The following is a 13,219-nucleotide window of genomic DNA, read 5'->3' as shown; positions in this document are numbered from 1 at the left end:
CCGAACTCGACCCGCCAGCCATTGCAATCGATTTCATAAGGGATTCCTGCGGTAAGCCAAACACGAAGAGCGTCGCCACACTTTCCGGATCGACACACCAAGGCACGAGGGACATGCGATGAGTCAAACGCTGAAACTGACGGTGAACGGGCGCGCGGTGGAACGCGAGGTCGAACCGGCCACGCTGCTGGTGCACTTCCTGCGCGACACGCTGCGACTCACCGGCACGCACGTGGGCTGCGACACCGCGCAGTGCGGTGCCTGCACGGTGCACCTCGACGGCCGGGCGGTGAAGAGCTGCAACATGCTGGCGGTGCAGGCGGCCGGCCATACGGTGACCACCATCGAGGGCGTGGCCGCGGCCGACGGCACGATGCACCCGATGCAGGCCGCCTTCAAGGCCTGCCACGGCCTGCAATGCGGCTACTGCACGCCCGGCATGGTGATGAGCTCGATCGACCTGGTGAAGCACCACGACCACAGCAGCGAGCACAGGATCCGCGAGCACCTCGAGGGCAACTTCTGCCGCTGCACCGGCTACCAGAACATCGTCAAGGCGGTCCAGGTGGGCGCCAAGGGCATGGGCGCCTGAGCCCCGCGAACCCAGGAGACCTACACCATGAACGCACGCCAGGGTTTCATCGGCCAGCCGGTCCAGCGCAAGGAAGACGCGCGCTTCCTCACCGGCCGCGGCCAGTACACCGACGACCTGATCCAGCAGGGGCAGACCTACGCCTATTTCCTGCGCTCGCCCTACGCCCACGCCCGCATCAACGGCATCGCCATCGACGCGGCGCAGGCCGCGCCGGGTGTGCTGGGCGTCTACACCGGCGCCGACTTCCGCAACGTCGGCGGCCTGCCCTGCGGCTGGCTGATCACCAGCGTCGACGGCACGCCGATGAAGGAACCCAAGCACCCGATCCTGTGCGACGACAAGGCGCTCTACGTCGGCGACGCGGTGGCGCTGGTGGTGGCCGAGACCCATGCGCAGGCCAAGGCCGCGGCGGCCCTGATCGAGGTGGACTACGAGGAACTCGCGCCGGTGGTCGACACCGCCACCGCCAAGGCGGCCGGCAGCACGCTGCACGAGATGGCGCCGGACAACGTCTGCTACACCTGGGCCATCGGCGACCGCGCCGACGTGGACGCCGCGGTGGCCGCGGCGCCGCACGTGAGCAAGCTCTCGTTCCGCAACAACCGGCTGATCCCGAACGCGATCGAGCCGCGCTGCGCGAACGCGTCCTACAACCCGAGCGACGAGAGCTACACGCTGCATGTGGCCAACCAGAACCCGCACGTCGAGCGGCTGCTGATGTGCGCCTTCGTGCTGGGCATCCCCGAGCACAAGATGCGCGTGGTGGCGCCCGACGTGGGCGGCGGCTTCGGTTCCAAGATCTTCCTGTACGCGGAGGAGACCGCGATCACCTGGGCCAGCAAGCACGTCGGCCGGCCCATCAAGTGGACCGCCGACCGCAGCGAGGCCTTCCTGACCGACGCCCACGGCCGCGACCACGTGACCACCGCCGAACTGGCCACCGACCGGGACGGCCGCTTCCTCGCGCTGCGGGTGCACACCACGGCCAACCTCGGCGCCTACCTGTCGACCTTCGCGTCCAGCGTGCCGACCATCCTGTACGCCACGCTGCTGGCCGGCCAGTACGCCACGCCGAAGATCTTCTGCGAAGTGACCGGCGTGTTCACCAACACCGCGCCGGTGGACGCCTACCGCGGCGCCGGCCGGCCCGAGGCCACCTACGTGGTCGAGCGCATGGTCGAGACCGCCGCGCGCGACCTCGGCATCGACCCGGCTGAGATCCGCCGCCGCAACTTCATCCAGACCTTCCCGTACGCCACGCCGGTCGGGCTGACCTACGACACCGGCGACTTCGCCGCCCTGCTCGGCCGCGCGCAGGAACTGGCCGACGTGGCCGGCTTCCCCGCACGCCGCGCGGCCAGCGAGGCCAAGGGCCTGAAGCGCGGCCTGGGCTACTCGGCCTACATCGAGGCCTGCGGCCTGGCGCCGAGCAACATCGCCGGCGCGCTGGGCGCGCGTGCGGGCCTGTTCGAGGCCGGCGAGGTGCGCGTGCACCCGACCGGCAAGGTGACCGTCTTCACCGGCAGCCACAGCCACGGCCAGGGCCACGAGACCACTTTCGCGCAGATCGTCGCCGACAAGCTGGGCATCCCGCTCGAGGACGTGAGCATCGAGCACGGCGACACCGGCAAGGTGCTGTTCGGCATGGGCACCTACGGCTCGCGCTCGCTGTCGGTGGGCGGCACCGCGATCGTGAAGGCGGTCGACAAGGTGATCGCCAAGGGCAAGAAGATCGCCGCTCACCTGATGGAGGCGGCCGACACCGACGTCGAGTTCGAGGACGGCGTGTTCAAGGTGGCCGGCACCGACAAGAGCGTGCCCTTCGCGTCGGTCTCGCTGACCGCCTACGTACCGCACAACTACCCGCTCGACAAGCTGGAGCCGGGCCTGAACGAGAACGCCTTCTACGACCCGACCAACTTCACCTACCCGTCGGGCACCTACATCTGCGAGGTCGAGGTGGACCCGCTGACCGGCGTGGTGAAGGTCGAGCGCTTCACCGCGGTCGACGACTTCGGCAACATCGTCAACCCGATGATCGTGGAGGGCCAGGTGCACGGCGGGCTGGCGCAGGGCATCGGCCAGGCACTGCTGGAGCACGGTCAGTACGACACCGAGAGCGGCCAGCTGCTGACCGGCAGCTACATGGACTACGCGATGCCGCGCGCCGACGACCTGCCCAGCTTCGTGGTCGAGACCGCCCAGGGCACGCCTTGCACCCACAACCCGCTGGGCGTGAAGGGCTGCGGCGAGGCCGGCGCGATCGGCTCGCCGCCGGCAGTGATCAACGCGGTGTGCGACGCGCTCGGCCTGCGCGACATGCCGATGCCGGCCACGCCGCACACGGTATGGCAGGCCGTCCAGGCCGCCGCCCGCTGAGCCCGCCGATCCGACCAGGAGACCCACCATGCAAGCCTTCGCCTACCAGACCCCCGCCACCGTGGCCGACGCCGTGAAGGCCGCTGAGGCCGACAACGCCAAGCTGATGGCCGGCGGCCAGTCGCTGCTCGGCTCGATGAAGCTGGACCTCGCGGCGCCGGACGCCATCGTCGACCTGGGCGCCATTGCCGAACTCAAGGGCATCCAGGTCGACACGAAGAGCGTCACCATCGGCGCGATGACCACCCACGCCACCGTGGCCGCTTCGGCCGAGGTGCAGAAGGCCATTCCGGCGCTGGCCGAGCTGGCCGGCAAGATCGGTGACCGCCAGGTGCGCAACCGCGGCACGATCGGCGGCAGCCTCGCCAACAACGACCCGGCGGCCTGCTATCCGGCGGCCACGCTGGGCCTGGGCGCCACGGTCACCACCGACCGCCGCAGCATCCCGGCGGACCAGTTCTTCAAGGGCCTGTACGAGACGGCGCTGGCCGAGGGCGAGATCATCACCTCGGTGAGCTTCCCGATCCCGGAGAAGGCGGGCTGGCAGAAGTTCAACCAGCCGGCCTCGCGCTTCTCGATCGTCGGCGTGTTCGTCAGCAAGGGCCCGCAGGGCGTGCGCGTGGCGGTCACCGGCGCGGGCGCCGGCGTGATGCGCGTGAAGGCGCTGGAGGACAGGCTCGCGGCCGGTTGGTCGGCCGCCGCCTGCAACGGCGTGAAGGTCGACGCCGAGGGCCTGAGCACCGACCTGCACGGCTCGGCCGAGTACCGCGCCGCGCTGATCCCGGTGCTGGCCGGGCGGGCGGTGGCGGCGGCTGGTTGAACGTGACCGACCTCCCCACCGGCATCGACGACACCGCCGCCCGCCTGCAAGCGCACGGCTACCTCGCCGACCGCCAGCTCGCCACCGCGCTGTACCTCGCGCTGCGGCTGCAGCGCCCGCTGTTCCTCGAGGGCGAGCCGGGCACCGGCAAGACCGAGATCGCCAAGACGGTGGCGGCGATGCTGGAGCGCCCGCTGATCCGCCTGCAATGCCACGAGGGCCTGGACCTGGCCGGCGCCGCCTACGAGTGGAACTACCCGCGCCAGATGATCGAGATCCGCCTCGCCGAGCGCGACGCCGGGGCCACGCGCGAGCAGCTCGCCGCCGACCTGTTCTCGCCGCGCTTCCTGACGCAGCGCGCGCTGCTGCAGGCCATCGACCCGGCGCAGCCGCTGCCGCCGGTACTGCTGATCGACGAGCTCGACCGCGCCGACGAGCCCTTCGAGGCCTACCTGCTGGAGGTGTTGTCGGACTTCCAGATCACCATCCCCGAGCTGGGCACGGTGAAGGCGGCGGCGCCGCCGATCGTGGTGCTGACCAGCAACCGCACGCGCGAGGTGCACGACGCGGTGAAGCGACGCTGCCTCTACCACTGGGTCGGCTTTCCCGACGCCGACCGCGAACTCGCGATCCTGCGCCAGCGCGTGCCGGGCGCGAGCGAGGCACTGTCGCGGCAGATCGTCGCCTTCATCCAGGCGCTGCGCGGCACCGACCTGTACAAGCTGCCGGGCATCGCCGAGACCATCGAGTGGAGCCGCGCGCTGCTGGAACTCGACGCGCTGCAGCTCGACCCCGAAACCGTGAACAACACGCTGGGCGTGCTGCTCAAGTACCAGGACGACATCGCCAAGGTGCAGGGCTCCGAGGCGGCGCGGCTGGTGGAGCAGGTGCGCGCAGCCTTGCGCGGCTGACGTCGCGATGCCGGGCCACTGACGCCAGATGCTCCCGCCCGCCGCGATCGACACCCTGCCCGGCCACCTGGCCGCCAACGTGATGCACTTCGCCCGCGTGCTGCGCAGCGCCGGCCTGCCGGTGGGGCAGGACCGCGTGCAGCTCGCGCTGCGCGCGCTGCCGCTGGCCGGGCTGGCGAGCCGGCGCGATTTCCACGCCACGCTGCAGGCCTGCTTCGTCGCGCGGCCCGAGCAGCACCTGCTGTTCGACCAGGCCTTCCACCTGTTCTGGCGCGACCCCGACCTGACGGGCCGCGTGATGGCGATGCTGCTGCCGCGCGTGCAGGGCCCCGAGAAGGGTCCGCCGCCGCCCGAGAACCGCCGGCTCGCCGCGGCGCTGTTCCCGCAACAGCCTCCACGGCCCGATGCCCCGCCGCCGAAGGAGCAGCTCGACATCGAGGCCACGCTCACCTGGTCGGACCGCGAGCTGCTGCGCAAGGCCGACTTCGACACGATGACGGCCGACGAATGGCGCGAGGCGCAGCGCCTGCTGCAGGCCCTGGAACACTTCGCCGAGCCGCTGCGCACCCGCCGCATGCGGCCGGCGACGCGGCCCGGCCAGGCCGACTGGCGCGCCACCGTGCAGGCGATGGCGCGCCACGGCGACGGCGGGCCGATGCACTGGCGCACGCCGCGCACGCGGCCGGCGCCGCTGGTGGTGCTGGCCGACATCTCCGGCTCGATGAGCCGCTACTCGCGCATGCTGCTGCACTTCGCGCATGCCATGGGCCGCGGCGGACTGCGGGTGCACAGCTTCGTGTTCGGCACGCGGCTCACGCCGATCAGCCGGCTGATGGCGCAGCGCGACCCCGACCTCGCGGTGGCGCAGGTGGTGCGCCGGGTGGACGACTGGTCGGGCGGCACCCGCATCACCGCCTGCCTGCACGACTTCAACCGCCACTGGTCGCGCCGCGTGCTCGGCGGCGGCGCCACGCTGCTGCTGATCTCCGACGGCCTGGAGCACGGCGACACCGACGCGCTGCGCTTCGAGATGGAGCGCCTGCACAAGAGCTGCCGGCGCCTGGTGTGGCTGAACCCGCTGCTGCGCTACGCCGGCTTCGAGCCACGCGCCGCCGGCATCCGCGCGATGCTGCCGCACGTGGACCACTTCCTGCCCGCGCACAACCTCGACAGCCTGGCCGACCTGGCGCGCGTGCTCGCCACCGCACCGGCGCCGCGCCGCCCGTCGCGCGCGGGCCCTTCCTTGCCCCTTCCCGTTCCGACCTGAGAGACCGCCGCCATGCAACTCACCAGCCAGCAAGCCCTGCCCGTTTCGCAAGCCATCGCCTGGGAAGCGCTCAACGACACCGCCATCCTGCAGGCCGCGATCCCCGGCTGCGAATCGATCACCGCGACCGGCGAGAACGCCTACGAGGTGGCGCTCACCGCCGCCATCGGCCCGGTGAAGGCCAAGTTCAAGGGCAAGCTGCTGCTGTCGGACCTGCAGCCGCCGACCTCCTACGTGCTCGCCTTCGAAGGCCAGGGCGGCCCGGCCGGCCACGGCAAGGGCCAGGCCACGGTGCGGCTGGAGTCCACCGGGCCCCACACCACGCTGCTGCACTACACCGCCAACGCCTCGGTGGGCGGCAAGATCGCGCAAATCGGCTCGCGGCTGATCGACATGGCGGCGCAGAAGATGGCGGGCGAGTTCTTCACCGCCTTCGAGCAGCAGCTGGCGGCGCGCTATCCGGCGGCGGCGGAGATCGCCGCACCGGCCGCCGAGCTGCCGGCCCAGGGGAGCTGGGCGCGCCTGGTGGCCTGGTTCAAGCGGTTGTTCGGCTGAGGTGATCTTTTGCGCCGAGGCGTCTGCACCGCACGGTCGGTGCAGATAGACGACAACCGGCGCGACCTGCTTCAGCCCGCCAACCGCCCCGCCGCCTTCACCGCCACCTCCCGCGGCACGCTCCCCGCATCCGCCAGCGCATCCAGCGCCGCCAGCGCGATGTGCGCGCGGTCCACCTCGAAGTGGCGGCGCAGCTGCTCGCGCGTGTCGCTGCGGCCGAAGCCGTCGGTGCCCAGCGCCACGAAGCGCGAGGCCTCGGCGTAGGGCGCGATCAGCTGCGGCCAGGCGCGTACGTAGTCGCTCGCGGCCACCACCGGCGCCTTGCCGGCGAGGCACTGCGCCACGTGGCTGCGGCGGCGCGGCGCCTGCGGCTGCAGGCGGTTGTGGCGCTCCACCTCGATGGCCTCGCGCTGCAGCTCGCTGTAGCTGGTGGCGCTCCACACCTCGGCCTCCACGCCGTAGTCGCTGCGCAGCAGCTCGGCCGCCGCCAGCACCTCGCGCAGGATCGCGCCGGAGCCGAGCAGGCGCACCTGTGCGGCCTTCTTGCCCTGCGCCGGCCGGAAACGGTACAGACCCTTCAGCACGCCGGCCGCCGCGCCCTCGGGCAGCGAGGGGTTGGCGTAGTTCTCGTTCATCAGCAGCAGGTAGAAGAACTCGTCGGCCTGCTCCTCCAGCATGCGGCGCATGCCGTGCTCCACGATCACCGCCACCTCGCCCGCGAAGGCCGGGTCCCAGGTGCGGCAGTTGGGCACGGTCGACGCCTGCAGCGGGCTGGAGCCGTCCTGGTGCTGCAGGCCCTCGCCGCCCAGCGTGGTGCGGCCCGCGGTGGCGCCGAGCAGGAAGCCACGCGCGCGCTGGTCGGCCGCGGCCCAGATCAGGTCGCCCACGCGCTGGAAGCCGAACATCGAGTAGTAGATGTAGAACGGCAGCATCGGCACGCCGTGCACGCTGTAGCTGGTGGCCGCGGCCACCCAGGAGCTCAGCGCGCCGGCCTCGCTGATGCCCTCTTCCAGGATCTGGCCGTCGGTGGCCTCGCGGTAGCTGAGCACCGAGCCGATGTCCTCGGGCTCGTAGTTCTGGCCCAGGTTGGAGTAGATGCCGATCTGCTTGAACAGGTTGGCCATGCCGAAGGTGCGCGCCTCGTCGGCGACGATGGGCACGATGCGCGGGCCGAGCTGCGCGTCCTTCAGCAGCGCGGTGAGCATGCGCACGAAGGCCATCGTGGTGCTCATCTCCTTGCCGTCGGCGTTCAGCGCGAAGTCACCCCAGCGCGCCACCGGCGGCACCGCCAGCACCGGCGCCTGCGCCACGCGCGCCGGGATGGGGCCGCCCAGCGCCGCGCGGCGCGCGTGCAGGTAGCGCATCTCGGGGCTGTCGTCGGCCGGCTTGAAGAATTCCAGGTTCGCCGCCTGCTCGTCGCTGAGCGGCAGCGCGAAGCGGTTGCGGAAGGCGATCAGGTCGTCGCGGTCGAGCTTCTTCTGCTGGTGGGTGGTCATGCGGCCCTGGCCGGCCTCGCCCATGCCGTAGCCCTTCTTGGTCTGCGCCAGGATCACCACCGGCCGGCCGCGGCACTGCATCGCCGCGTGGTAGGCGGCGTGGATCTTCACCATGTCATGGCCCCCGCGGCGCAGCCGGTCGATCTGCTCGTCGGTCAGGCCCTGCGCCAGCGCGGCAAGCTCGGGGGTCTGGCCGAAGAAGTGCTCGCGGTTGTAGCGGCCGTCCTTCGCGGCGAAGGTCTGGAACTGGCCGTCCACGGTGCCGGCGAAGGCCTTGCGCAGCGCACCGTGGGTGTCGCGCGCGAACAGGCCGTCCCAGTCGGAGCCCCACACCAGCTTGATGACCTGCCAGCCGGCGCCGGCGAACAGCGCCTCCAGCTCGTCGATGATGCGGCCGTTGCCGCGCACCGGGCCGTCCAGGCGCTGCAGGTTGCAGTTGATCACCCACGTGAGGTTGTCGAGCTTCTCGCGCGCGGCCAGCGTGAGCGCGCTCATGCTCTCGGGCTCGTCCATCTCGCCGTCACCGAACACGCCCCAGACGCGGCGGCCATCGGTCTGCAGCAGCCCGCGGTGCTGCAGGTAGCGCATGAAGCGCGCCTGGTAGATGGAGCTGATGGGACCGATGCCCATCGAGCCGGTGGGGAACTGCCAGAAGTCAGGCATCAGCCACGGATGCGGATAGCTCGACAGGCCCTGCGCGCCGGCCGCCGGCGCGGCGAGCTCCTGCCGGTAGTGCGCGAGGTCGGCCTCGCTCAGGCGGCCTTCGAGGAAGGCACGCGCGTAGACGCCGGGCGCCGAGTGCGGCTGGTAGAACACCAGGTCGCCGCCCTGCTGCGCGTTGCGCGCGCGGAAGAAGTGATTGAAGCCGACCTCGAACAGATCGGCCGCGCTCGCGTAGCTGGCGATGTGGCCGCCCAGATCGCCGTAGGCCTGGTTGGCGCGCACCACCATCGCCAGTGCGTTCCAGCGCATCAGCGAGGCCAGGCGCTCCTCGATCGCCAGGTCCCCCGGGAAGACCGGCTGGCGTTCGACCGGGATGGTGTTGACGTAGGGCGAACCGCCGCCGCGCGGCTGCCAGGCGATGGCGGGCTCGCGGGCCTGCGCGGCCAGCTGGTCCAGCAGGAAACGCGCGCGCTCCGGCCCGGCGGCGGCCAGCACCGCGGCCAGCGCATCGCGCCACTCGGCGGTCTCGGCGGGGTCGATATCGCCGGCGGCGGCCTGGAACTGCAGGGGTTCGAACACTTGGGTCATGGCAAGGCTCCTCTGCCCTGCACTGTGCGCCTGCGGAGGCCGCATATGCCACCGAAAGCCGGCGTCCTCCGCCCATTTACAGCACAAAATGCTGTGAACATTCAATTTGACGGCACGACGATGAAACCCGACGCCCTCGACCTGCGCATCCTGGCCGAGCTGCAGCGCGACAGCAGCCTCTCGAACGTGGAGCTGGCGCGCCGCGTGCACCTCTCGCCCTCGCCCTGCCTGGCGCGGGTGCGCGCGCTCGAGGCCGCCGGCGTGATCCGCCACTACGTCGCACTGCTCGACCCCGCGCCGCTGGGGCTGCACCTCAACGTCTTCATCTCGATCAGCCTGAAGCAGCAGAACCGCGCCGCGCTGGAGGCCTTCGAGGCCAGCGTGTGCGCGCGCGACGAGGTGATGGAGTGCTACCTGATGACCGGCGACGCCGACTACCTGCTGCGCGTGGCCGTGGCCGACATGGCGGCGCTGGAGCGCTTCATCCTCGAACAGCTGTCGCCGATCGCGCAGGTGGAGAAGATCCGCTCCAGCTTCGCGCTGAAGCAGGTGCGCTACAAGACCGCGCTGCCGCTGGCCGCCGGCAGCTGAGCGCCGCCGGGCACGGCCGCCGCGCGGCGCGCGCGCCGGTCCTGCCGCAGCGCGAGGCCGAACACCACCAGCCCGCCCAGCGCGAGCAGCGCGCCGACCCAGCCGGTCGAGGTCCAGCCCAGGCCGGCCGCGATGGCCACGCCGCCCAGCCAGGCGCCGAGCGCATTGGCCATGTTGAAGGCCGAGTGGTTCAGCGCGGCGGCCAATGTCTGCGCGTCGCCGGCCACGTCCATCAGGCGGATCTGCAGCGCCGGCGCCAGCGCCACCACGGTGCCGACCAGGAACACGCTGGCGGCGGCGCTGACCGGGTGGTGGGCGGTGAACACGAAGGAGCCCAGCACCAGCGCGCTCCACAGCAGCAGGCCGGCCACCGTGCGCATCAGCGCGCGGTCGGCGAGCCGCGAGCCCACCAGGTTGCCGGCCACCATGCCCAGGCCGAACAGCGATAGCACCGCCGGCACCGCGCCCAGCGGCAGGCCGGACACCTCGGTCAGCGTGGGCTTGATGTAGCTGAACACCGCGAACATGCCGCCGAAGCCGATGGCGCCGATGCCCAGCGTGAGCCACACCTGGGGCCGCGCCAGCGCGCCCAGCTCGCGCAGCGGGCTCGCGCCCTGCGCCGCCGGCAGGTCGGGCACGCCGCGGCGCACCAGCACGCAGGCCAGCGCGGCGATCGCACCGACCAGCACGAATGCGGACCGCCAGCCCCAGTGCTGGCCCATCCAGGCCGCGATCGGCACGCCGACCAGCGTGGCGCTGGTCAGGCCCAGCATCACCAGACCCACCGCGCCGGCGCGGCGGTCGGGTGGCGCCAGCGAGGCGGCCACCAGTGCGGCCACACCGAAGTAGGTGCCGTGCGGCAGGCCGGCGATGAAGCGCAGCGCGTTCAGCGACAGATAGCCCGGCGCCAGCGCACTGGCGAAGTTGCCCAGCGCGAACAGCGCCATCAGGGCCATCAGCAGCCGGCGCCGCGGCCAGCCGGCGGCCAGCACCGCCAGCACCGGTGCACCGATCACCACGCCCAGCGCGTAGGCGCTGATCACGTGGCCGGCCTGCGGGATGCTCACGCCGAGGTCACGGGCCACCTCGGGCAGCAGGCCCATGATCACGAACTCGCCGGTGCCGATGGCGAAGCCGCCGACGCCGAGCGCGACGATGGCCGTCCAGAACGGCGGATCGCTGCGGGCCATCGGCGCCGACGCGCCGGCGGCGGAGAGGAGATCGGTGGGCGAAGGATTCATCGCGACGCATTGTGTTGCGTCGCAGCAAGTCCCGGTCGCCGCAGGCCTTTGCAGAGCGTGCTAACTGGAGGACGGACCGGCTGCAACGCGAGCCATCTTCTGATGCTTCGGGCGATCGACGTCGGCGGCGGCCAGCGGTCGCGCCAGGATGGGCTGCCAGCTGGCGCGCCACTGCGTGAGCGCCGCACCGTCCCCTTCGAAGACCAGGTCGAGGAACGCCAGGGCGAGGTCCGCCGTGGCCCGCTTCACCTCGGCGTTCAGGGCACGACCGCCGGTGTTCGGACGATCGGTGAACATGCTGTGCGAGCCGCCGCGGAACACCGCGAGCAGCTTGTGCGGATGGGCGATCGCATCGAAGATCGCCAGCCGATCCTCCACGCCGGAGCGGTAGCCCGGGATCTCGATCATGTCGTCGGTGGCGGTGACATGGAGGGTCGGCACCGACACCGGGCGCAGCACCGACGCGAGGTCGGGCTCGCCGTAGAACGGCGGCGCGGAGATGACGATCGCCGACGTGAAGCGGGCATCCAGGCAGACGATCGCCTGTCCGTTGCGCACGACCTGAGCACCGACCGCCAGCAACGTGGTGTTCGCGCCATAGGAATGGCCCGCCGCGACGATGCGCCGGCGGTCGACGGCGGCGCCCCGCTCACCCGTTCGATCCGACAGCATGCCGTCGAGCGCGAAGCGCACATCCGCGGCCCGGGCGATGGCCTCGTGCTCCCGAGCCGCCGACTGCAGGCGACCGACCACCCCGAAGGGGTTGCCGCGCCAGAGCGCGGCGTCGCTGCCGACGTGCTGAACATGCAGGCTCGCCACGCCGTGGGTCGACCAGTGCCTGCCGAGGTAGCTGTAGCCTTGCCGCGAGCCGCCGATGCCATGCGAGAACACCACCAGCGGCACCGGGGTTCCGCCCACCGTTCGCGCCGGCCAGTACAGGCGCACCGGCACGGCCCGGGCCCGCGCCGGATCGAACCAGTCGAAGTCGATCACCTCGAAGGACGGCGCCACCGGCTGCGCTCCGGCGCCGCCGTGCGCCGCCATCACGGCCATCGACAGCAACAGGGCGTTCATCCGCCGTCGGCCCGGGTCCACCGAGCCGTCCGGCGAGTCCGGGGCGCTGCGGTCAGGCTTCATGGCAGAGGCTGCTTGTTGCCGGCAGGAAGCTCGCGCCGGTCAGGCGCTCGGACTCCCGCCAGAGCCGCGTCGCGTGACCCGTGTCCAGCGCCTGCGGAGGGACCCTGGCTTCGGTGGGGTGACCGCGGGTCTCGCCGAGCCGGTCGGGGCCGTAGTAGGCGCCGCCTCGCGCCTGCGGCGACGTCGCCGCGAACAGCGTCGGCAAGGCCCCCTGCGCCGCCGGCTGGAACATGAACCACAGCACGCGCCGCGCCAGGCCGGCGGCGCTGAACGGGCCGGCGCCGTTGGGCAGCAGTTCGGTGCGCGCGATCCCCGGATGCGCGGCGACGCTCTGGATGCCCCAGCCGCCGGCATCGCTGCGGCGCTGCAGCTCGAACGAGAACATCAGGCAGGCCAGCTTCGACTGGCCGTAGGCGGCGAACGGCCGGTAACTCCGCTTCGATTGAAGATCGTCGAACTGCAGGCTCGCGTCGCGAGCCGCGACGCTCGAGACACTGACGACACGAGGCGCCTGGCCCTCGCGCAGCAGCGGCAGCAGCTGGGCGGTCAGCGCGAAGTGCCCCAGGTGGTTGGTCCCGAACTGCAGCTCGAAGCCGTCGACCGTCTGCCGGCGTTCAGGAGGCGTCATGACCGCCGCGTTGTTGATCAGCAGGTCCAGGCCGGCCAGCGAACTGCGCAGCCGGCTGCCGAAGGCTTCGATGGACTCGAGGCACGCGAGATCCAGGAGCTCGAAGCCCACGGCCGCGCCGGGCACACGGCGACGGACATGCTCGACCGCTGCGGCGCCCTTGTCCGCGCTCCGGCCGGCGATGATGACGTTCGATCCCGCCCGCGCCAGTGCCAGCGCGTCCTGCAATCCGAGTCCACCGGTGCCGGTGACGACCGCCGTGCGGCCACGCTGATCGGGGATGTCGGAAGCTGTCCAGTGTTTCATGAGCCTTGCCTGAGGGTTCCGGAACCGACATGCTGGCAAAGC

General features: G+C 71.6%; 11 protein-coding genes. 7 read left to right on the top strand and 4 right to left on the bottom strand.

All coding sequences use genetic code 11. The features are described 5' to 3' along the window. Positions 1 to 118 precede the first annotated feature (118 nt). Genes C1M51_RS13650 through C1M51_RS13625 form a run of 6 tightly spaced genes read left to right on the top strand, consistent with a single transcriptional unit; the run spans position 119 to position 6,527 of the window. Complete coding sequence (locus C1M51_RS13650; RefSeq protein ID WP_129450563.1) at positions 119 to 592, top strand: (2Fe-2S)-binding protein; 474 nt, start codon at positions 119 to 121, stop codon at positions 590 to 592. A 27-nt stretch (positions 593 to 619) separates the two neighbouring features. Next, entirely contained in the window at positions 620 to 2,974 is a 2,355-nt protein-coding gene (locus C1M51_RS13645) for a xanthine dehydrogenase family protein molybdopterin-binding subunit (RefSeq protein WP_129450561.1), read from the top strand. Positions 2,975 to 3,002: 28 nt separating this feature from the next. Beyond that, positions 3,003 to 3,794, top strand: coding sequence for a xanthine dehydrogenase family protein subunit M (locus C1M51_RS13640; protein ID WP_129450559.1), 792 nt, complete (start codon positions 3,003 to 3,005; stop codon positions 3,792 to 3,794). Between the two features lie 2 nt (positions 3,795 to 3,796). Continuing rightward, positions 3,797 to 4,705 (top strand): MoxR family ATPase, encoded by a 909-nt coding sequence (locus C1M51_RS13635; protein WP_129450558.1) that lies wholly within the window; start codon positions 3,797 to 3,799, stop codon positions 4,703 to 4,705. Between the two features lie 28 nt (positions 4,706 to 4,733). After that, positions 4,734 to 5,972 carry a VWA domain-containing protein gene (locus tag C1M51_RS13630; protein WP_129450556.1) on the top strand — a complete coding sequence of 413 codons (1,239 nt, stop codon included), beginning with the start codon at positions 4,734 to 4,736 and terminating at the stop codon, positions 5,970 to 5,972. Between the two features lie 12 nt (positions 5,973 to 5,984). Then, positions 5,985 to 6,527 carry a CoxG family protein gene (locus C1M51_RS13625; protein ID WP_129450554.1) on the top strand — a complete coding sequence of 181 codons (543 nt, stop codon included), beginning with the start codon at positions 5,985 to 5,987 and terminating at the stop codon, positions 6,525 to 6,527. A gap of 71 nt (positions 6,528 to 6,598) precedes the next feature. Here C1M51_RS13625 and mdeB read toward each other — a convergent pair whose 3' ends face one another. Further along, positions 6,599 to 9,274, bottom strand: coding sequence for an alpha-ketoglutarate dehydrogenase (mdeB, locus tag C1M51_RS13620; protein WP_207207752.1), 2,676 nt, complete (start codon positions 9,272 to 9,274; stop codon positions 6,599 to 6,601). Between the two features lie 120 nt (positions 9,275 to 9,394). Between mdeB and C1M51_RS13615 the strand changes: the two genes are divergently transcribed. After that, on the top strand, positions 9,395 to 9,865 hold the full coding sequence (locus C1M51_RS13615; RefSeq protein ID WP_129450552.1) for an Lrp/AsnC family transcriptional regulator: 471 nt from the start codon (positions 9,395 to 9,397) through the stop codon (positions 9,863 to 9,865). Here the strand turns inward: C1M51_RS13615 and C1M51_RS13610 are convergent. The 3 genes from C1M51_RS13610 to C1M51_RS13600 form a co-directional block, all read right to left on the bottom strand. Then, positions 9,829 to 11,055 (bottom strand): MFS transporter, encoded by a 1,227-nt coding sequence (locus tag C1M51_RS13610; protein WP_409072632.1) that lies wholly within the window; start codon positions 11,053 to 11,055, stop codon positions 9,829 to 9,831. The two genes, C1M51_RS13615 and C1M51_RS13610, sit on opposite strands and share 37 nt — an antisense overlap. Positions 11,056 to 11,166: 111 nt before the next feature. Beyond that, positions 11,167 to 12,243, bottom strand: a complete 1,077-nt coding sequence (locus C1M51_RS13605; protein ID WP_207207751.1) for a hypothetical protein — start codon at positions 12,241 to 12,243, stop codon at positions 11,167 to 11,169. Continuing rightward, on the bottom strand, positions 12,233 to 13,177 hold the full coding sequence (locus tag C1M51_RS13600) for an SDR family oxidoreductase (protein ID WP_129450548.1): 945 nt from the start codon (positions 13,175 to 13,177) through the stop codon (positions 12,233 to 12,235). Before C1M51_RS13600 ends, C1M51_RS13605 begins: the two co-directional genes overlap by 11 nt. Positions 13,178 to 13,219: the final 42 nt, after the last annotated feature.

Source organism: Methylibium sp. Pch-M (genome assembly GCF_004136295.1).
In the GTDB taxonomy this organism is placed as follows: Bacteria; Pseudomonadota; Gammaproteobacteria; order Burkholderiales; family Burkholderiaceae_C; genus Methylibium; species Methylibium petroleiphilum.
This window is presented reverse-complemented; position numbering and strand designations above follow the sequence as displayed.

Coding starts and splice junctions, on each gene's coding strand:
- C1M51_RS13650 (WP_129450563.1), top strand. CDS start 119: ATGAGTCAAACGCTGAAACTGACGGTGAACGGGCGCGCGGTGGAACGC.
- C1M51_RS13645 (WP_129450561.1), top strand. CDS start 620: ATGAACGCACGCCAGGGTTTCATCGGCCAGCCGGTCCAGCGCAAGGAA.
- C1M51_RS13640 (WP_129450559.1), top strand. CDS start 3,003: ATGCAAGCCTTCGCCTACCAGACCCCCGCCACCGTGGCCGACGCCGTG.
- C1M51_RS13630 (WP_129450556.1), top strand. CDS start 4,734: ATGCTCCCGCCCGCCGCGATCGACACCCTGCCCGGCCACCTGGCCGCC.
- C1M51_RS13625 (WP_129450554.1), top strand. CDS start 5,985: ATGCAACTCACCAGCCAGCAAGCCCTGCCCGTTTCGCAAGCCATCGCC.
- mdeB (WP_207207752.1), bottom strand. CDS start 9,274: ATGACCCAAGTGTTCGAACCCCTGCAGTTCCAGGCCGCCGCCGGCGAT.
- C1M51_RS13615 (WP_129450552.1), top strand. CDS start 9,395: ATGAAACCCGACGCCCTCGACCTGCGCATCCTGGCCGAGCTGCAGCGC.
- C1M51_RS13610 (WP_409072632.1), bottom strand. CDS start 11,055: ATGGCCCGCAGCGATCCGCCGTTCTGGACGGCCATCGTCGCGCTCGGC.
- C1M51_RS13605 (WP_207207751.1), bottom strand. CDS start 12,243: ATGAAGCCTGACCGCAGCGCCCCGGACTCGCCGGACGGCTCGGTGGAC.
- C1M51_RS13600 (WP_129450548.1), bottom strand. CDS start 13,177: ATGAAACACTGGACAGCTTCCGACATCCCCGATCAGCGTGGCCGCACG.